The 19648-nt window shown below is 62.6% G+C and carries 10 protein-coding genes; 6 read left to right on the top strand and 4 right to left on the bottom strand.

Annotation, left to right across the window (positions count from 1 at the left end; genetic code table 11):
* The first annotated feature begins 55 nt into the window (after window positions 1–55).
* The 5 genes from V5E97_RS14775 (at window position 56) to V5E97_RS14795 (ending at window position 12135) form a co-directional block, all read left to right on the top strand.
* Window positions 56–820 (top strand): hypothetical protein, encoded by a 765-nt coding sequence (locus V5E97_RS14775; protein ID WP_406700080.1) that lies wholly within the window; start codon window positions 56–58, stop codon window positions 818–820.
* Complete coding sequence (locus tag V5E97_RS14780; protein ID WP_406700081.1) at window positions 790–1128, top strand: hypothetical protein; 339 nt, start codon at window positions 790–792, stop codon at window positions 1126–1128. The genes V5E97_RS14775 and V5E97_RS14780 overlap by 31 nt, the downstream gene beginning before the upstream one ends.
* On the top strand, window positions 1125–2345 hold the full coding sequence (locus tag V5E97_RS14785) for an Ig-like domain-containing domain (protein ID WP_406700082.1): 1221 nt from the start codon (window positions 1125–1127) through the stop codon (window positions 2343–2345). Before V5E97_RS14780 ends, V5E97_RS14785 begins: the two co-directional genes overlap by 4 nt.
* 1948 nt (window positions 2346–4293) lie before the next feature.
* Complete coding sequence (locus V5E97_RS14790; protein WP_406700083.1) at window positions 4294–7806, top strand: hypothetical protein; 3513 nt, start codon at window positions 4294–4296, stop codon at window positions 7804–7806.
* Between the two features lie 33 nt (window positions 7807–7839).
* Window positions 7840–12135 carry a PASTA domain-containing protein gene (locus V5E97_RS14795; RefSeq protein ID WP_406700084.1) on the top strand — a complete coding sequence of 1432 codons (4296 nt, stop codon included), beginning with the start codon at window positions 7840–7842 and terminating at the stop codon, window positions 12133–12135.
* A gap of 318 nt (window positions 12136–12453) precedes the next feature.
* On the opposite strand, the gene mobA is transcribed toward V5E97_RS14795, so the two are convergent.
* Both mobA and V5E97_RS14805 read right to left on the bottom strand, forming a co-directional pair.
* A complete protein-coding gene (gene mobA / locus V5E97_RS14800) occupies window positions 12454–13026 on the bottom strand; it encodes a molybdenum cofactor guanylyltransferase (protein ID WP_406700085.1) in 573 nt (190 codons plus the stop codon).
* Between the two features lie 100 nt (window positions 13027–13126).
* Window positions 13127–14407, bottom strand: a complete 1281-nt coding sequence (locus tag V5E97_RS14805; protein ID WP_406700086.1) for a molybdopterin molybdotransferase MoeA — start codon at window positions 14405–14407, stop codon at window positions 13127–13129.
* Window positions 14408–14666: 259 nt separating this feature from the next.
* On the opposite strand from V5E97_RS14805, the gene V5E97_RS14810 reads away from it, so the two are divergent.
* Entirely contained in the window at window positions 14667–15623 is a 957-nt protein-coding gene (locus V5E97_RS14810; protein WP_406700087.1) for an RNA polymerase sigma factor, read from the top strand.
* Between the two features lie 68 nt (window positions 15624–15691).
* Here V5E97_RS14810 and V5E97_RS14815 read toward each other — a convergent pair whose 3' ends face one another.
* Window positions 15692–17797: a pre-peptidase gene (locus tag V5E97_RS14815; protein WP_406700088.1), complete on the bottom strand. Its 2106-nt coding sequence runs from the start codon at window positions 17795–17797 to the stop codon at window positions 15692–15694.
* 70 nt (window positions 17798–17867) lie between these two features.
* Window positions 17868–19631 carry a c-type cytochrome domain-containing protein gene (locus V5E97_RS14820; protein WP_406700089.1) on the bottom strand — a complete coding sequence of 588 codons (1764 nt, stop codon included), beginning with the start codon at window positions 19629–19631 and terminating at the stop codon, window positions 17868–17870.
* Window positions 19632–19648: the final 17 nt, after the last annotated feature.

Genomic DNA, 19648 nt, shown 5'->3' on the forward strand with positions numbered 1-19648 from the left:
ACGGCTAGAGGTTGACCGTTTTTTTTTTCTTCGAGTTTCCACCGGGAGAACAGCGATGCTGAAGACGCGAATCGTCTCGACCGCTCTCGCCGCAGTTGTCATGGCGGCCGGATCCGCCGGTGCCGCGGGGTTGTCCAAGGGGACGCCTGACTGGAAGTCTGCGGGGCCGCTCTCCTTTGGTCCGAAGGGCGTCCTGTTCCTTGCCGACTCGCAAGGCGCGGCCGTCTTCGCGGTCGATACGGCCGACGTTCAGGCCGATTCGGCGGGCGGACCTCTGAAGGTTGACGGGATCGATGAGAAGGTCGCCGCGCTCTTGGGAACGACCTCCAAGGGCATCGTGATCACCGACCTCGCGGTCAATCCGGCCTCGGGCAAGGCCTACCTGACCGTCGCCCGAGGGAAGGGCCCTGATGCCTCGGCGGTGCTCGTCCGGGTCGATCGTTCGGGCAAGCCCGAGATCGTCTCGCTCGAGAACGTGCCGTTTGCCAAGGCAAGCCTGCCGAATCCACCCACGAAGGAGCGGGCCAAGAACGAGGCGATCACCGACCTGGCATTCGTCGATGGTCGCGTCTTCGTCGCGGGTCTTTCCAACGAGGAATTTGCTTCCCGACTGCTGTCGATTCCCTACCCGTTTGCTGATGAGAGCAAGGAACCAGTGTCGAGATCTACCATGGTGCCCACGGCCGGTTTGAAACCGGTTCGCCGGTCCGGACGTTCGCCCCTTACCAGATCAAGGGGGAGTCGTTCCTGCTCGCCGCCTACACCTGCACCCCGCTGGTCAAGCTTCCCGTGGCTCAACTCAAGCCGGGCTCGCACGTGAAGGGGACGACGATCGCCGAACTTGGCAATCACAACAAGCCGCTCGACCTGATCGTCTACCAGAAGGATGGCAAAGACTTCCTGTTGCTGACGAACAGCAGCCGAGGGGTCATGAAGATTCCCACGGAAAAGGTCGAGACCCAGCAGGGAATCACCAAGAAGGTCAGCGATACGGATGGAATCGCCTACGAGAAGATCGAGGACCTCAAGGGGGTCACCCAGCTCGATGAACTCGACAAGAACCATGCGTTGATCCTCGTGCAGACCCCGGCCGGTGCGCAAAACCTCGAGACCATCGCGCTGCCATGACCGCTTTGAGCTTACGCCTCGTCCCCTGCGTGACGATCGCCTTGCTTGCCGCCGCCGCGCCTGACGTTTCAAGTCCGGCGCGGCAGGCGAATTTCGTCATTCACTGGCAGGCCGGTGAGGGATCGACACCGTCGGCCGTAGAGGTCGACGGGATCGATCCGACCGACCTGGCCGCCCTCTCGGCGTTGAGCCAGGTGAAACCGACGCCGTTCGCCTGGTCGAAGGCCTTCACCGTCACGGTCGCTCCAGAAGGAGCGGCTCAGGACGGGGAGGACGACAGGCCCCCCATCCAGGGCACGTACCGGGTGGCCGGCCCTCGGTTACGCTTCGAGCCCCGGTTCACACTGGAGCCCGGGCTCAGGCACCGCGCTCGTTTCCGTCCCTCTCAGCTTCCTCTGGAGCCGTATCAAGGCCTGAAGGACGTTGTCACCGAGTTCACAAGACCGCTACCGCCTCCACCACCGCCAGCGTTCGTCGTCCGGGTCGATCCCGCCAGCGATCGCCTGCCTGAGAATTTGCTCAAATTCTATCTCCATTTCTCCGCGCCGATGAGCCGGGGCGAAGCCTATGCTCGAGCGTCCCTGCTCGATGACCAAGGTCGCAAGCTCGACGTCCCATTCCTGGAACTGGGTGAAGAGCTCTGGGATCCGTCCGGGACCCGACTGACGCTCTTGCTCGACCCTGGGCGGATCAAGCGAGGCCTCAAACCACGCGAGGATCTGGGGCCGATCCTCGAGGCCGGCAAATCGTATACGCTGGTCGTGGATCGGAAGTGGTCCGACGCGACGGGCCATCCATTGCGTGAGGCGTTTCGGAAACCCTTCAAGACCGGCCCCGCGGATGAGACTCAGCCCGACCCCAAGAACTGGATCGTCAAGGCGCCTGCGGCACGAACCTCCGACCCGTTATCGCTGGAATTTCCAGAGCCGCTCGATCGCGCGATGCTGAACCGGACCCTCTCCGTGCTCGACCCTGAGAATCAGGACGTGCCGGGCCGGGTTGAGGTGAATGTCTCGGCGACTCGATGGAACTTTCACCCCGATCGTCCATGGCCATCCGGCCGGTTCCAGGTCATCGTTGACACCACCCTCGAAGACCTGGCGGGCAATAGCATTGCCCGTCCTTTCGAGGTCGACGTCCAGCATCCGATCACTCGTCGCAACGAGTCGGCCACTGCCTCGATTCCGGTAGAGATCCGTGCTCAGACTTCCCCTTGAGCTCCCGAAGAGGGAACACGATGCGGGGAGTCGCACGTCGACCTCAATGGAAACTTTCTCATCAGAAAGTGTCCGGGGCAAACTTGGGCCTCGGGGTTGCCAAACGCTCGATCCGGATCGGGTTCGGCAGCCCCACCCGGTAACGACCTGACCTGATCCTTTCATTCATTCAGCGCTTTGTATCGAGAATTCCGCACTCGCTCGATGAAGTGACAGGTCTGGCGAAGGATTCACCGGCAGGAGGTGGACTTCGATCCGGTTTTCCCACTTCCCAAGGGATCGGATCACCTCCAGCCTGGTATGGCCGCTTGCGGCGTTGCAGGTCAGGTGATTTTTCTTGTCCCAGCGTAGCCTCGATTGCAGTGACGCAATCTTTGTTACGATTCTGCGAGGATTGCAGAACTTACTCTACAGCGGTTTACGGGCGGATGACGCTCGGAGCATGGAGACCGAATCACCTGCACGGGGCGTTGTAGAAGAATGTGTCTTGGGAGAATTTTGGAAACGATGCACCAAGGTGTCGCCCTTCCGGGAAAGGAACAAGGATTTCCTCCTGACGGGATTGAAGGAGACTGTAACAAGGAGACCGGGATCTCGTTCCCACACTCTGCGTGTTAATGCCGTCCGCGACGCTCCGCATCGTCTTCCCTCGGCAGGTAGGGCCGCGGAGTGGCCAGAACGGCATTCCCACCAACGATCCGCGATTGGGCGAGAATCCCGCGGGATTCCCGGCCCGGTCGAATCAGTAGCACGGCCGGCCCGGCCGTATCCCCTCTCGGCCCAGGGCCATTCCTCAGACTTACGCCGACCCCGCGGGAATTACGGCCGGGCCGGCCGTGCTACTGCAAACCAATCCGTGGCGGAGACCGCAAGAATCATCGGTGCTTTAGCTCTTTCGCGGATCGTTGATTCCCACGCCGAGCGTGGGAACGAGTTTCTCCCGCGAATTTCGGCCTCTGGGGCAGACAGACGGCCCGGTTTCCTTGCGGCAGAATCGATTGAAAGGGCCTTTTGTTCGTGGATTTATGATGAATCGGGGGTGCGTTTTGCTTGGGCTTATTCAAGCGTCCATAGGATTTGATTTTATGAATCAACAGTCAAAATTGTACAATGGTTTTCAGGTCAAAATTTGTATAGTGGTGCTGATGGGATGCCTTTGGGGTGCGGGTTCGACCTCGGCGCAGGAAGCTGCGGAGGGCAGCCGGGTCCCGAATTTGACGGGACGGACTTCCGTCGAGGTTCGACAGCTCCTTCGACTTGCCGACTTGCAAGGGGTCAGTGGCGTCTTTTATCTGTCCCCCCTCCACCTGGAGAGAGGAGATCGATCCCGAAATGGTCTCCCTGCAGGCCCCACGGCCCGGAGTTGCTGTCGCCCGGGGCGGCCTGGTCGCGTATTGGAGATTTGCGAAAGCGGCCGAGGATCAGAAGCAGGTCAAGATTCCCGACCTGCGAGGTCTGGACTTCAAAAACGCCTCCAACCGAATCGACGAGTTGGAGCTGGCTCGATCTGTCGCCCCGGGGGAAAGGTCTATCGGCTGCGGAGGTCGTCGACCAGGTAGTCATCGATCAGTACCCCCGACCTGGGCAATCCGTCTTCGTCGGAACCTCGGTTGCACTCCAGTTCGCTCCGTCGAAGTCGAGCGAGTGAACCACCGGACCAATCCCGGCTGGGTGCTTCTCCGAATCTGGTGCCCCTTTTCTCTTGCGAGGGGGAGCAGGTGAGCGTTTCGCGTCAAATGAGCCGAGTTCTTGGGCGGAGAGACCACCAACGCATCCGCGTCTCACGAGCGAGCCGACCGGCTCGACGTCCCGCCGTCGGGGAAGCTCAACCGCGAACTGCTCGGCTCGTTCATCGCCCCGCCCAATCCTCATTTGAATTTTGCTTGGCCTTATCTTTGATGCGACCGGACTCCGATGATCCCGGCCCCCAGGTCTCACCGAGGCTTCCATGACCCGAGCCCGACCGCTTGTCTTGACTTGCCTGTCGCTCCCCCTGTTTGCGGCCCTCGTTGCTCCTACGGCCCTGTTCGCGCAGCCTGACCCGGCCAAGGCGGGTACCGGGCTCGCTCAAGCCGCGGCCAGTGAGGCGGGTTGGGCCGCCATGAACAGCACCACGGCCAAGGAGACGCTGGAGTTCCTCGTCCAGGTCAATGAACTTCGCAACGACCTTGAAATGATGAGGGCGTTGCTCCGCGAAGGCCGAGAGGAGGCTCAGGCGATCAAGGACAAGGCCGAGGCGGCGCGCCGCGACCCGACCAAACTTGTCTTGAAACTGGCCGACATGTTGGCGGCTCGATCCGACGCATTCCGCAAGCTCGTTGGATGGACCGACGCAATGCAGGCCCAGGTCGCCGAGTTGCGTCGGACGGCAAAGGATGCTGAGGCGTTGGTCAAGGAGGTGGAGGAGATCCAGCCCGAGGATGTCCGCGCGTTGAAACTCTTCGAGGAGATCGATGGACGCATCCTCCCCCTGATCGACTCGCTCCGCGACCCGGCCCAAGCCGCCCGTACCTTGATCGACGGTCAGATTCGTGAGGCCCTCAGCAAGCCATGGGCGGTCGGGGGCCTGGTCTTCCGGATCAAGTTGATGGATGAGCTTCAGGCTGTCTTCTCGCCCGAGGCGAATATCACGATCGTCATGGAGTATCTCAACGGAGACCTGCCGGACGTCGAGGCGAGTGGCCTTTACTTCGGTCGGGACGGGACGCCGAAGTTCGACCGCCTCAAGTTCTCGACCGACGCGAAAGCGATTGAGTCGGTCTTGATGAAGAAGGGGCTGTCGAAGCTCGGCGAAGCCATCGGAGATCTCGGGCTGCCGCTCACCTTCCGAAACCTCAAGACGATGGGCTTCGATCAGCCTGGCCCTGGCGGACGTCTTGGCGGCCTCCAGTTCGACCTGGATGTGAACCTCGCCATGGGGAGTCTGCCGCTTCCGCAACTCAAGCAGGACGGAATCCAGATCTTTAGCGACGGACACGTTCACCTCAAGGGGGCGACCACGCTCAAATATGAGTTGAAGCCGAATATTCCGATCCCGATCGCGACCACGGGCCTGGCGTTTCACAAGCATGCGGTGGAGATGTCGCTAAAGCCTGAGAAGGTCGCGATCTCGACAGTCCTCTCGGCCGCCGCTCCCGAAAGTGGCAATGCGATTGGCCTGGATGTGACGTGTCGGTTTGGTTTTCCGATCCGCAAGATTGAGTTTCAGGGGACGATGAGGACGGCCGGGGGCCTGAGCTTTGGCCGCGTTTATAACGGCGAATTGTCCGCGGAGCACATCCAGGGCGACCTGGAATTCCCCAGCGCCAACGACTCACCCATAATGACTGCGGTCACGCCGTTGGCAGTGCAGGGGCACTTCAAATTCGATAAGGATGGCCTGATCGCCAAGGGAAAGGCCACACTGTTCAATGGCCCGAGTATCGACTCGGAAATCTTCATCGGCACGAATGGTCACGGCCACATCACGGCCACGGCGGACTTCCAACTTTTCGACGTTCTGAAGGTCGCAGGGGAGTTGGAATCAAAGTTCACCCCGGGCTTTAAGCGGGTCACGGCGAACGTTGTGGGGATGGTGGATCTCGACCTACAATTGTTCAAAGTATCGGCAGCGCTTGATGTCGATGCCGATACCGACCGCGTTGCGCAGGGCAAGTTGCCGATCCGGGCCAAAGCCAGCGCCCTGGGGGCCGAAGCGATCGTCGACCTGCCGAGCTTTACGCCGGCCGACTTTCTGATCGTCGTCGCCGCACTGAAGCGGCAGCTCCCTGATATGTACAAAAATATGATCAAGGCTTTGGCAGCCTTCGAGGGGCACGCCGCTGAGGTTCTGGCGGCCGAGGAGGCGAAGATCCGGCAAGCGGTCTCCGATGCGGCTGCCAGGGCCGGCGTCGACGCGATCCGTACTGGTGATCCGAATGTGGACAAAGCCCTCGGGGACATTTCCAAGGGGGGCAAGCAGATCATTACGGAGTTGGTCGATGCCCGGGTCTTTGGCGGGAAGGCTGCGACTCAGCTTAGACGCTCGGCGTCCAACGAACTCGAGAACCTTGGCCGTGACCCGTTTGGCACGTTTGCAAATACCCCACAAAATGCATTGAATGAGCTGAGCAACGTCGGGAATTTAGTAACCGGAGCATTTGGCAATAAGAAAAAAGACGCGGGCGATGCCCGTCGGCGCGCCGAGGAGGAAGCAAGGGCCAAGGTCGAAGCGCTCAAGAAGTCGCTTGACGAGAAGCTCGGGCGGCTCGTCTCCGCGATCGAAGGGGATCGGCTCGACCACCTCCCCAAGCCGACTCGACAGCTCGACTCGCGTGGCCAGGGAGTCAATGAGTCGACCCGGCTCCGTCTCCTGTTCGAGCACGCTGCCAGCGCCCCTTGGGGTTCCAATGCGCCAGAGAGTGGTGAGGTCATGTTCTTGGTCCGAGCCACCGGTATGAAGAGCACGATCAACACCCGATATCCCGACCGGAGCCAACGGCTTTCCGGATCAGACGTCCAGGCGGGTTACGTCTTCTTCCAGGATTTATTGAAGGCCGATGCGAAACCGAAGGCTCGTATCGGCATTCCCCGCCTCAAGCACAACTCAGCGCTTCCGGCCGAACTAATCGCGTCGGACGAGATCCAACGTCTCGTGGAGCTGCACGTGCCCGAGGCCGAGATTGAGGGGTACCGCAAGCTCTACGAGCGGAAGTTGGCCATCAAAAACGAGACCGATGAGCCGATGACAGTCTGGGTGAACGCCGAGGCCCGCGTTCGCCGCGACGACGCTTTCAACTGGTCCTGGGATTCGGGCGTACCCGCCGAAAAAGCCGCGACCGCATTCCTGGTCCCTGCACGCTCAACCAAGATCCTCGGCGAAGATGTGACCCCTTTCCTCCCGAACCAGAGCGTCGCGGATCGTGCCAACGACTCGGAATCGAAAGAGGACAAGGTGGCGGTCAAGGGACGGCGTTTCCGCCTCTGGGCCGAAAGTGAGACTGGCGAGCGGTGGGAGGAGCAGCGCAGCCAGGATCTGTGGGTTGTGGCCAAGAACGCGAAGATCCAGGGCGAGCGCGCTTACCGGGACGACAAGATTCAGACCCACACTTACGTATTGAAGCCGAAGACCGGACTTCGGGACTTCGCTGAGCGCCAGCTCAAGCTCCGCAACGACACACCCGAACCACTGACGTTGAAACTCCGGTACCGGTCGTCGCGGGGCGGCCAATCGCGCTGGTACACCCTGCCTGAGCTCGTACTAGCACCCGGGACGACGGTCAGGCCACGGGGGAGCGACGGGTTCGCCGTTCGCGCCTCGCGGGTCGTGTTCGAGGCCGAGGGCCCGACACGACGCTACACGGCTCATGAGGAGAGCCCCGTATGGCTCGTCGCCGAGGCGGATGGTCGCCGCATGTACCGTGGTCCAAAGATCGGCGTTTATCTCCACGTTTTTCGGCCCGATACTCGCGTCTCTCGCTGAATTCCTCCAACGGAGCCTCACCGGAACCCTCCCATGCTGAAGGCCCTCCCTCTCTCGCGACGGCTGCCGCGGTTTCGCGCCAGCCTTTTGCTGGGGTTGCTCGTGTCCGTGCTGGGCTCCCCGGCCATCTCCCGGGGTGAAGCGATACCGACCAGCGCAGCCGTTGTCGTGGTCGACTGGGGGCAAAGCACCGTCACTGTCCGCGCCACTTGCCCGACTGTTCCGGGAGAAGGGCTGCTGCGAGTTGTGTTCCCCGATGGCCAATCGGCCAGCGGCTTGACGGTACGACGCGAGGCCCGTGGGATCGTGGTCTCCGGGCCGGCCCAAGATCTCGTCGCCGCGCTGAGCCAGGGGACACGGAGCCTCCTGATCCGCGGGGATGGGCCGGAAGGCAGGGAATGGAGGATCGACCTCCCGGCCGTTGAGCTTGACCCCCGGCCGACGTCTCACCGCTACCCCAAGTTTGACGAGGGGATCGTCCTCTTACTGCCGGTCTATGGCCTCTTGCCAGGTTTCTCGGTCCGCCACTCGTCTGGGCCAGAGGCGCCGGAGAGGACCCTGTCGGTCAAGCACGGAACATTGCCCAGATTCTCCGACGTTTATTCTTCGAACGGCAGTCGGCCGCTTGTCCGTGTGATCCTTCCGTTCCCTCAGGCTTCCGACGAGATCACGACCGATCGGTTCGCGATCGTCAACCCAGACGGTTCACGCTCCACCACCATCGAGGTTAAGCGCACTGGCGACACCGTTGTTCCGCCTGCATATGCGACGGCGAAGGCGCGACCTCGCCCGGTCGCTCGCAAGGTCGTCGTCCCCGGAACGGATTTCCTCGAAGTGGGCGAGGCGATCCGCGTCGTCCGGGAGGCGGGGCTCGTACCCGTCGTTGTGGACGTCGCGACGCTCCGGCCGGTCGAAGCCCCGGCTCTGGAGTCTCTCAAGGCCAGCAAGGCCGTTGTGATCCGGCAGGGAATCGAGGCTGACGAGACGCTCCTCGAGGGCGAATCCCTCATGCTCGGGGTAGGAACGCTCCCCCCTTCGGGCCCTGAGATTCCGTCATCGAAGAAGCTCTACGCCGCTCTCGATCCAGGCGATGAACTCGGCTTCGTCGCGCTTCCAGGGAGGCCCGAGACTGTCGGGGTATTGGTCGACCGCGCGATCGACGAGTCAACCTTGGCCGTCGGAGCGATCGGGGCTGCGACCGAGGAGCCCGAGCGACTGGCTATCGGCCGCGACCCAGGAATCAACCTGGACCCGAGCATGACCGGGGATGACCTCCGTGATGCGGCACTCAACCGACTCATCCTCCGGAGTGTTGGTGAGGCGTTGGTAAGGAAGGAGGCCGCGGGCCCAGTCGGACGGGCCGTTCAGGCCGCTGTCGATGCCCACGAGACGGCACTTGGCGAGTCGCTACGGCGGGGTGACTCCCCCAAGGCGGTTCCGGTCGCGCAGGTGCTCGATACAGTCGTCGACTCGCTCAGCCTCTCCGTCTCGGAGAAAGATCGTACAGCGATTGTTTCCGGCTGGGTCGAACGGAGAGCAGGGGGGGCTCCCAGCCGGGAAGCCCTTGATGAGAACGGGAACGGCCTCATTGCCGACGATGTCGCACTCTCCTTGATCGCCGGCCTGTTCAAGACACAGGCTTACAACCCGGCCAAAGCGGCTCAGGTGGTGGTCGATGCGCTCGGTCAACTTCTCCTGATGTTCGAGAGGGACGGCAAAGGCGGCGATCCCAGCTCGTCGCCGCCCCTTGTCCTGAACGGGGGACTTGTCACCAAGCCAGGCCCCAAGGGGGATCCGCTGGCCAAGAAGCCCGCGAACCGAGCCACGCCCAATGGCCCGGCGACCGTGACCGAGTCCAGCGCGCCGGACCGGGTCCGCATTCCAACCGACCTGGTCGGACTGACCGTCGATCAGGCGCATCGGAAACTCACCGCGCTCGACCTGTCGCTTGACCGGCTCGACTCGCTGTTCAATACCGACGCGATCGTCGGGTCGACTCCCAAGCCTTCGACCTGGGTCAAGCCGAAGACGGCCGTGTCTGTCTCCATCGAGCGCAAAGTACCTAAGCTGGTGGGTCAGACGTGGGAACAGGCGACGGCCACTCTCGGCCGGTGGAAGTTGACCAGCCACCTGCTCGACGACATCAGTCGCCCTTCGGACGTGGTGGCCGAGCAGGAGCCCGAGGCCGGTGAGCCGGTCGCCGCTGGCGGCGAGGTCCGCTTGAGGCTGGAACGGGTCGTGCCCAGCGTTGTCGGGCAGTACGGCGGCAACGGCGTGACGGCCCTTCGCGAGGCCGAGTTCGTCCCCAAGTTCGCCCGGGGGCTGTCGCGGTGGGATACCGTCGTGAGCCAGGACCCGGCCGGGAACAGCCGCTCGCGTTTGAAGGGGGAGATCGTCCTGACCTTGCGCCGGCCGATCCCCGACCTGCGGCAGAAGAATTTCGCCGAGGCGGAGAAGCTTCTCGAAGATTATCGCTTGAAAGTCGACACACCGGCGAACTTCCAGCCCGACGAAACCTTGTTCGTGGCCGATCAAGAGCCCCCGCCCGGCCCTGGCCCGACTCTGGCGCTCGACGACGACGGCGAGCTCAAGGCGATTGCTCTCATCGCCGGTCGAAAGCTCCCCGACTATCGGGATCAATCGCTTGATGACGTCCGGGCGAGCCTCGATAAGCTGGATCTCAAGGTAGATGATCGCGATGGCTTTCTGGATGAGATTCCCATGCGAATCCTCGAGCAGTCGCCGGTTGCAACGAGCATCGTGGCGCTCGGGAGTACCGTGACCCTCAAGGTTGGGCCGGTTGGTCCGCTCGTCCCCAAGGTCACCGAGGTCGCGCTCAAGGTTGCGATCGAAAAGCTCGAAGCCGTCGGTCTCAAGGCGGCCTATCCCAACGGCTCGTTTCTCACCGATCTTGTGGTGACCCAGGATCCGCTGCCGTACGGGCCTGACTCGCCGACCTGGCTCCCTAATGGTTCGCCCGTGGCCCTCAAGGTTCAGACCCAAGTGCCCAACGTCGTCGGCCTGTCCGTCGAGCAAGCGCAACAAACGATGCGGTCGTGGGATCTCCACCTCACCCTCCCCGAGAAGGCGTTTTCGCCGGATCGGGTCGTCGAACAAGACCCGGTCGCCGGCACCTACGTTGACCACAAGTCGGATGTCAGCGCCGTTATCAAGTTGGTCGTCCCGGACGTGCGGCGGCAACTCCTGTCGGTCGCCCGGCAAATTCTTCAAAATTGGGACCTCGAGGACTCGCATGAGGGGGAGGCCTTCGATGACGATCTCGTCGTCGCCCAGGTCCCTGCTCCCGGTGCCTTGATGGACCATGGCTCCCGCATCTCACTCCAACTGTACGTGGCAGTCCCCGAGGTCCGTGGGATGACCCTTGCCCGAGCGACAGAGGTGCTCCAGGGGAAGGATCTCGCCGCTGAGGTCGCCAACGGCAACGCTCTCAACGAGGATATCGTTCGCGGTCAGTCGACCGCGCCGCGCCAGTACCTCGCGCACGGTTCGACCGTGACTCTCGGACCGGTCGTCGCTCGCGTGCCCAATCTGGTCGGCCACACGCTCGCCGATGCCAGTGAGATCCTCCGTGACCGCGAGAAATTCCAGCCGCAGCACGATGAAGACTTGCAAGCGGGAGACATTGTCACCGGCCAGAATCCGGAGGCGGGGGCCGAAGCCGAGCGCGGCAGTGTGGTCGGTCTCGGCGCATTGGTCCAGGTGCCGAGCTTGGTCAGGCGCACCGTGGAGGACGCGGCAGATGTTCTCAACAACGCGGCGGGAGACTTACGACTGAATTTTTCACCCGAAGGTCGTAACGGGGATACCTTGATCGCTCAAAATCCCGTGTACGGGACCTGGGTCAACCCGCGCACCACGATCACAGTTCTCCCTGGATTTGTCGTGCCCGAGTTGGTCGGCCGGACCGAGCAAGACGCGATTGACATCCTCGACAGCCTGGGTGTCCGGGCAATCGCCGGTGGCATCAGGTCACAACCGACCGAAGACCGGGACATGGTCGGCCGCCAGCAGGTGGGCAGTCAGTCCCAGCCCGCCGGCACGCTCGTTTCGCGAGACACCCCGATCGAGTACGTGGTCGTCAACTTCGTCGAGGCCAAGATCCGCGTGCCGAACGTCGTTGGGGTCGCTACACTCGATGAGGTCCGCGAACGTATCGAAGCCGCGGGCCTCCGGTTCCGAACACTCAACGCTCCGGAGAACGGCCCGGTGTTCCGTCAGGTCCCCGTCGCTGGGACTCTGGTCGACCGTGACGACGTTATTCTCGTCGCCTTTCCACCGAGGCGGCAGATGGAAGATAACTCGAAATAAGGGGAACGCTTTGCCGCCCCCGATTCCCCCTGCTTCCACGCGATCGGCCGTGGCATCATCGCTGGCCTTTTGTAATTCTCGTAGGGTGGGCACGGCCCACCGTAATTTCTCAATAACCCCGGGTGGTGCATTCGAACAGTGGTGAACTGCACTCACGTTTACAGCGTCCGGATCGCCTTTTGAGGACCATTGGAGGCATCCGGGGTCCATAAGCAGCCGTCCCTGTTCATCAGTGAACAGATTGTTGCCCGGGGCTATTGAGAAGTTACGGCCCACCATCTTAACTTCTGCTTTGACAAGGAAATCGGGATGGTGGGCCTACGGGAAGGACGCTGCAAGGCCCGCATCGCTGATCGCTTTCACGTAGTCCTCGGGGGTATTCAAATTCCGCAGTGAGGCGAGTTCGGGATCAACCAGGCGGAGCTCGTCCCCGTCGACGACGCGAGTTTGAAGTGCGTCCATGAGGTCGAGCAGACGTCGCCGATTCTGGCCCAACAGGTTTTCGATAGCGGGCAGGCTGGTCGCCCGCCGGTAGACTGCGGACAGTGGGTGATGAAAGTCACCGACAAACGGAATCGCCAGGTCGTTCTCGCCGATCAACTCGCGGAGCCGGCTGATCCAGGCGGGGCGGAGGAATGGCGCATCGGTCGCTGTTGCAAAGACGATCTCGGCGGAAGCGGGTAGGGCGGCCATACCTGCTGCGAGTCCTTGAAGCGGGCCGCGACCCGAGACCGAGTCGCGAACGATCCGTACGGAGTTGGGTAAGGGGGGACACTCTTGCCCCGGCGCGGCGACGACCACCACGACGTCGGCTGCTTCGCCCACGATCCGGACGACCCGTTGAAGCAGGCGTTCGGGACCGAACGCGAGCCAGGCCTTCGGCTGCCCCATCCGCCGACTCTCGCCACCGCATAGGACGACAGCACCTCGCATGGCTTGATCTCGATGGAGTCGATTGGCTGCAAGACTTCGTGACCGGAAGTTAAGGAGCTTAATCGGAAGGGGGAAACAAGTCATAGAGCCAGACAGTGACCAGGGCGTCCGAGGGATATCCGGCCAGGTTGGCCGGTATGACCACGAAACCATCTGCTCGGGTGGTGCTCGAAAGTATCGAGGCGCCGCTGGTCGCCAAAGGTTCGACTCTCTCCTGGTCGACCTTCACCCGCACGTAGTCGACCCGGCCGGCAAGCGAGTCGAGCGGGTGCGCTAACGGGAGCGATCTGGACCGGTAAGGCCAGTTTCGAGGTCGTCCCCCCTGGAGCCGGATGATCGGGCCGGCGAAAAAGTCGTAGGCGCAGAAGCAACTGACGGGATTGCCGGGCAGGAGCACAACGGCTGCTTGGCCAATGAATCCGAGGCCCGTGGGTCCGGCCGGGCGCAGCGCGACGCCGTGGACGGCTAATTCGCCCAACTCGGCGACGATCCCCGGGATGTGGTCCTCGGGACCGACCGAGGTTCCCCCGGAGACGAGCACGATGTTGGCCCACGTGCTGGCTTCGACGATCTCGGCCCGAATGCGGTCGCGGTCATCGGGTAGGGGGCCGACAACTCGAGGAACGCCGCCGTCCCGGACGATCAAAGCCGAAAGCATGTCGGAGTTCATGTCGGCAATTTGATAGTCCGACGGTCGGTTGCCGGCTCTGACCAGTTCGTCCCCCGTGATGATGACGGCGACCTGGGGCCGGTGAACGACGTTGACGCTGCCCGCCCCCACTGCGCTCAGAACCCCGAGGTCCTGAGGGCGAAGCACACGACCCGCCGAAAGGACCAATGTTCCTGCCTCGATATCCTCGCCGATCTTGCCCACATGCCGCCCGGTGGCCGCGGCCTCGAACACACGGATTGTCTGCCCTGTGCGTTGCGTCGACTCGACTCTCACGACGGTATCGGCCCCCTTGGGAATGGCCGAACCGGTCGTGATCTGAATGGTTTCTCCCGGACCCACCGTGAGGTTGGAGAGGAGGCCGGGACGGGCCTCCCCCACACAACGGAAGAGGGCAGGGGACTGGGCCGTGGCACCGACGGTTTCGAGGCCGCGTAGCGCGTAACCGTCCATCGCCGCGCGATCGAACGCAGGAACGGGTGCCCCTGCCCGAATCTCCTCGCCTAGCACCCGACTTGCTGCATCGCGCAGGGCGACAGGCCCGGTGCCGAGTCGTTGGATTTTTCGGGAAATCAGCGCAATGACATCTTCGACCTGGGCTCGGTTTTGAAACCCTTGCATCCTTGGATCGTGGCGCATCGTGCGCGTGAACGTTTCAGGCTCACCCATGTCGTCTCGCTCAAACGCCGAAGGCCGCGGGGTTTGAGTCGCGGCACGACTCTAGTGTAACCCCCGGCCGGTCCTCGCAGAAAGGCCTGGTCCAACGTGCGAGAGACCGGTCGACCGCCGTGACCGAGGGCAACGCATTGTGGAGAAATGAGAGTCGAAACGAAATCGGATTTGCGAGCCGATTCCGTTCCTGGGAAAAAGTCGTAACCGGGTGCGCCTCTCATGTCACTTAGTCTTGTAGAGCGGCACGAGCAGGGAGATGGATATGCCGAGTGGACGCGTCGAGGCGAGTGTGACACACCCGGAAGTGACGTCAGCCATGGAAGCGGTCGTTGTATTGCCCGATGAGGAACTCATCGAGCGATTCTTGACCCCGGGGCGAGACGACTCTGAGACTGCGTTTCGGATCATGGTGATTCGCCATGGACCGATGGTCCTCGGGGTCTGCCGGCATGTTCTGAATCAGCACCAAGATGCCGAGGACGCCTTTCAGGCTACTTTTATCGCCCTGGCCCGAAAAGCTGGATCGATCAAGGACCGGAGGGTGCTGGCACGCTGGCTGTATGAGGTAGCGTATCGCATTGCCGTACGTGCCAAAACGAACGCGGTCCGCAATCGGATGCGAGAAAGGCAGGGCGCGGAGATGTCGGTCAGGGCTGCCCAGAATGAAGCCGGTTGGAACGAGCTGAGACCGGTGCTCCACGAGGAGCTGAGCCGACTGCCTGACAAATATCGGACCCCCGTTGTCCTTTGCTACCTGGAAGGCAAGACGAACGAGGAAGCGGCCGAACTTCTCAGATGGCCGGTGGGGACGGTCAAGGGGCGCCTGTCGCGAGCCCGCGAGATGCTCCGCTCTCGACTCGCCAGCCGCGGACTGGCCCTCTCCGCGGCGTTTCTGGTGACGTCGTTTTCTCAGAACGCCGTGTTTGCCGAGGTCGTCCCGTCGCGTTTGATTGATTCCACGGTCAACTCCGCCATTCGACAGGCTGGCCTGGGACCCGCGATTGATCCCCTGAACATCCACTCTCCGCGAGTTCACGCCATGGCTTCGCAGATCGCCATGATCACGATTCTGGTGATTCTGACTGTCGCCGCTCTGGTCCGTGCCTCAGGCTGGGTTCCTCGACTCCTTACAAACTCGCCGGAGTCGAATAACTCGGTGCCGGCCCCTTGCGATGTCCCCACCGAGTGTTCTTGCGGCACCCATCCGACTTGATTTGGAACGAATCGGAAGATCTCGAAACTGCCTTCCCCCGTTGTGTGGCAGTGCGATCCGACGTGGGATCACTGAGACGCCGTTTGGTCTTTTTGGGGGATGGTCAGGAAGATCGGGGCGCTCGAATACGCGGTTTTTACGACAAAGTTGATCGAGACATGTCCCATGATGGCGATGGGGATCTTGTCGCACGGGGCTGCGTCGGGCTTTGCTTCGAGGATGATCTTGCCTTTCGTCTCGGTCGCTCCCAGCAGCGTCTTACTGCCCGCCTCCTTGATGCTGACTCCGGGCGGAAGGGGGTTGGCGAACGTGCCTCCCAGGTGCTGGAGGAGAATCGCGAGGTTGACCCCCTTGTCATAGCCGTTGTGGCGTGTGACGGTGACGTCGATCGTGGCGGTCTTTCCGGGCACGAGCGTGAGGGCGGCGGGGCTAGCTTCGACAGTGATATCGGACTCGGCGGTCACGGCCAGGGCGATCGTCTGTACGGGGTAGACGCCGCGGCCGCCTCCGGGGAGATAGATCTCTTGCTTGGGGACGGCAGCCACGACGACCGGCTTGCCGTCGATCTCGGTACGTCCAGAAATCTGCAACAGGGCCGCGGCCGGTTTTGCGTCGGGGGCAGCGGAGACCACACTCACCCCTTGGGTCATGTTGGCGGGGATGGTCAACGGACTCGCCGTGACTCCCTCGGGAAGGCCCTCCCAAGCGACGGTGACGGGACCGGTGAAACCTGCCTGGCGGGCGACCTGAACGAACAAGGGGACCCGCGCGCCCGGCCCGAGGTTGAGCTTGTCGGGGTCGCAGGTCAAGGAAAACCCAGGTTTTGCCGCCTCGGCTGCCAGGACGTAGCCGAACCCTGCGCCTCCGCGGCTGTGGAGATCCAGGACTTGAACCGCGTAGCTGCCGTCGGCTGGAGCCGTCCACTCGAGGCGAGGATCCTTACTGCCGGGTGAGTCGTCCGCCTCAACTTGCGTCGCATTCTTCATGTTGACGATCCGGAGAACCGGGTCGGTGGCAGTCCCCAACCGGCGGGCGACAACTTCGAAGGCGTAGATTTGCCCCTTCTTCGCGTCGAACCGATAGGAGTCGATGTCGTTGGGCTCGAGGAGGCGGCCACTCAGGGCGACCGGAAGATTGACCGTTTGCCCCTTCTCGAAGTCGGGCGGCGCATCCTCTTTCTCCACAGCCAAGGGGAGCGGGGTCAACAGCAGCGGCACGGGCAAGGTGGTCCCCCGTTCCGTGGGCAAGGCCATCAATTGAACCCCTGGTTTCAGGCTGGCCGGAACGTCGAGCGGGCTCGTTTTCTTTGCTTCGTCGAGGTTTACTCCGCGGGCTTCAAACTCGGCTTTGGTGCCGGGATTGACCGCCATCGGAAAGATTGAGGTTGCAACCGGGCCACTGGTCGCGTGAAGCACATAAGTCCAGTTTGGATTGCCTGTGTAGGTCGTGTCGCGAAGCTGGAGATGATACGTTCCCGCCTCCTTGAACTCGTAGGAGAGCAGGGGGTCGGCAAAGTCATGATTGTCGTCGACCGCGAGCTCGCGTCCCTGGGCGTCGTGGATCGCGAGGATCGGATCGAAGTGGGTTTGCAGGTCGTGAATCTTGTTTTCGAGTCGGTTTGCCCAGACGCTGAAAGTGAGCTTTTGGCCGGCGGTGGCTGTGAACGTATACCAGTCCACATCCTCCGTTTTCCCGATGAGTCCACTGACGACGGCGGGGAGTTCCAGGGCTTGGCCTGTTTGCGGCCGGTCATTGGCACTGTCGTCGGCCTCGGAGACAACCTGGTCCTCGACGATGACGATCAAGCCGACCGAGGAAATCCCTTGGGGAGTGGCGACCCGGATCTCGCGCGGACCAAGCGGGGCATCGGGTGCAACGGTCAAGGTCGCCCTGACAGTGCCTGAATCCTGCCGTCCTCGCCCCATCGACTTCGAGCTGCTCGGACGCGGTGCGACGGTGTCAATCACCTTACCTGTCAGGCCAGGCCCTTCGCAGAGCAGTTGCCAGGCCCCGTCGAACCGACCTTTGCCGACGACCGTGATCTCCACCGTCTCGCCCCTCCGCGCGGCGGTGGGGGTGACCCTTGTCAGCATCGGATAGGACGTCTGTGCTCGGGCGAGCTCGGGGAATAAGACCAGGGCGAGTGCAACCAAGATCAGAGGGGGGCGAGGCATCGAAGGACTCCAGATAGTCAAAGGGAGCAGCGTCGGCCTTGGTCCATTTTATTCCGCGATGCCGGGTATGTTATTGAGGCTTCGGGCTTGGGAAGATGGGCTCGGCGACCGGTTTACCACGGAGCTGGTGGGCGACCTCCTCTTGCTGGCCGAAGACCGTCCAAGGGATCGCCCCATCGACGTCGGTACCCCCGACTTGCCAGCGAACCAGGTCCCGCAATTCCGGCGAGGCTTGCAAGTATCCTTTGGGAGTGAGGGCCAGCCAGTCGACGGACGCCGGGCTGGACGAGGGGGGTTGGAGAAGAGTCGCTCGGAGCTTGCCCGAGTCGGCATCCCAGACCCGGACGATCCCGTCCCAGCCGCCGGCGGCGGCGAGGCTAGCGTCATCGGAGAGTGCCACGGCGTATTGCCATTCAGTCGGCCCTGACAACTTGCGTTGTAAGGTTCCCGAGGTTCCGTTCCAGAGCCGGACACTCGAGTCGCCGCCGGCCGAGATCAGCAACTTGCCATTCCCGCTGAAGGCGAGTTGATGCACCGGACCCCCGTGTCCGCCGATCCGGTTTGCCGGTTTCTCGTCGTCGAGCCCCCACCATCGCAGTTGCGGTTCGAGGCCGGAGCTGACGAACTTGGTTCCCCCTGGCTGGACCGCCAGCGCCATGACATCCTCGTTGTGGCTGCTATACGTCCGCTTCTCTTTGAGCGTTTTCGCGTCGATCAGCTTGATCGTTCGGTCTTTGCTCACGCTCAAGATCGAGTGGCCGTCGGGTGCGTAGGCCACGTCGTAGACGAAGTCGGAATGACCGGTGAAGACGCCCTCCGGCCGACCCGTGGCCAGATTCCAGAGTCGAACGGTTTGATCGAACGAGGCCGAGGCAAGCTGGCCGCCGTCGGGACGGATGGCGAGCCCGAAGACGACGTCATCGTGGCCGGCGAAGTCGTGGAGCAAGGTTCCGTCGGGGACGGAGTAGACCCGGACCGAACCGGTTCGAGCGGGCATGCCAGCCCCGATGACGAGCTGCTTGCCGTCCCGGCTGAAGACGAGCGCATGCACCGGGCCGGGAATGTCGGTCAAGACGAGCGCGGGACGGGCATCGGCGAGGTCCCAGAGCACGACGGCGCCGTGGGTGCCCACCGCGAGCTGCCTCCCGTCGCCCCGGAACGTCAGGGCGGAGATCGCCGGCAACGGGCCGACCTTGAGGACCACTTGCAACGGTCCCCCGTTGCCGAACCCATCGGTCTTGGGCGGGATCGTTCGATCCGTCCCAAGGATCACATCGAGCGATCGGACGATTCGTCGCGCCTTTTTTTCAGAGCTTGCCACCGTCTCGGCAACTTCAACCCCCCGGGGAGCACCTGCGTCGATCCAATGGCGGACCAGATCGCGTTGCGCCGCTGGCAAGGGCTTTTCGAGCAGCGGCATCCGGGTGTCTTCGTCGTCCTCGTTGAGCCGCATGAGCAGCTCACTCTCCTGCGACCGTCCCGGCACGATCACCTTCCGGGCTTTCGTGCCGGCCACTGCCGCCTCGAACGAGTCGAGGGCCAACCCCCCCGAGATATCCAAGTCACCCACTTTTTTCTTGTTGTGGCAGACCGTGCACCGTTTCGCGAAGAGCGGCTTGATGTCACGTTCGTAGGTCGGCGTCTCGTCGCTCCAGGCTGTTGGGACCAGTACGGCCAACATCGCGATCAGGCCGAGCCCGCCGCGAGCGGCGCAACGTCCCTTTTCGCGTTCAATCGCCTTTGCGTTCGTGGCGAACGCGATCGTAGGGTGGGCATGGCCCACCATCCTTGGCCTGCGATGGTGGGCTGTGCCCAGCCTACGAAAACGGCTCATGCGATGAGTCTCGCTAC

This window comes from Singulisphaera photorubra (genome assembly GCF_045290345.1).
Lineage (GTDB): Bacteria > Planctomycetota > Planctomycetia > Isosphaerales > Isosphaeraceae > Singulisphaera.

What these genes read in the sequence shown, in the direction of transcription:
- V5E97_RS14790 (WP_406700083.1), top strand. Translation starts at nt 4,294, where the DNA reads ATGACCCGAGCCCGACCGCTTGTCTTGACTTGCCTGTCGCTCCCCCTG.
- V5E97_RS14775 (WP_406700080.1), top strand. Translation starts at nt 56, where the DNA reads ATGCTGAAGACGCGAATCGTCTCGACCGCTCTCGCCGCAGTTGTCATG.
- V5E97_RS14810 (WP_406700087.1), top strand. Translation starts at nt 14,667, where the DNA reads ATGGATATGCCGAGTGGACGCGTCGAGGCGAGTGTGACACACCCGGAA.
- V5E97_RS14815 (WP_406700088.1), bottom strand. Translation starts at nt 17,797, where the DNA reads ATGCCTCGCCCCCCTCTGATCTTGGTTGCACTCGCCCTGGTCTTATTC.
- V5E97_RS14805 (WP_406700086.1), bottom strand. Translation starts at nt 14,407, where the DNA reads ATGGGTGAGCCTGAAACGTTCACGCGCACGATGCGCCACGATCCAAGG.
- V5E97_RS14795 (WP_406700084.1), top strand. Translation starts at nt 7,840, where the DNA reads ATGCTGAAGGCCCTCCCTCTCTCGCGACGGCTGCCGCGGTTTCGCGCC.
- mobA (WP_406700085.1), bottom strand. Translation starts at nt 13,026, where the DNA reads ATGGGGCAGCCGAAGGCCTGGCTCGCGTTCGGTCCCGAACGCCTGCTT.
- V5E97_RS14820 (WP_406700089.1), bottom strand. Translation starts at nt 19,631, where the DNA reads ATGAGCCGTTTTCGTAGGCTGGGCACAGCCCACCATCGCAGGCCAAGG.
- V5E97_RS14785 (WP_406700082.1), top strand. Translation starts at nt 1,125, where the DNA reads ATGACCGCTTTGAGCTTACGCCTCGTCCCCTGCGTGACGATCGCCTTG.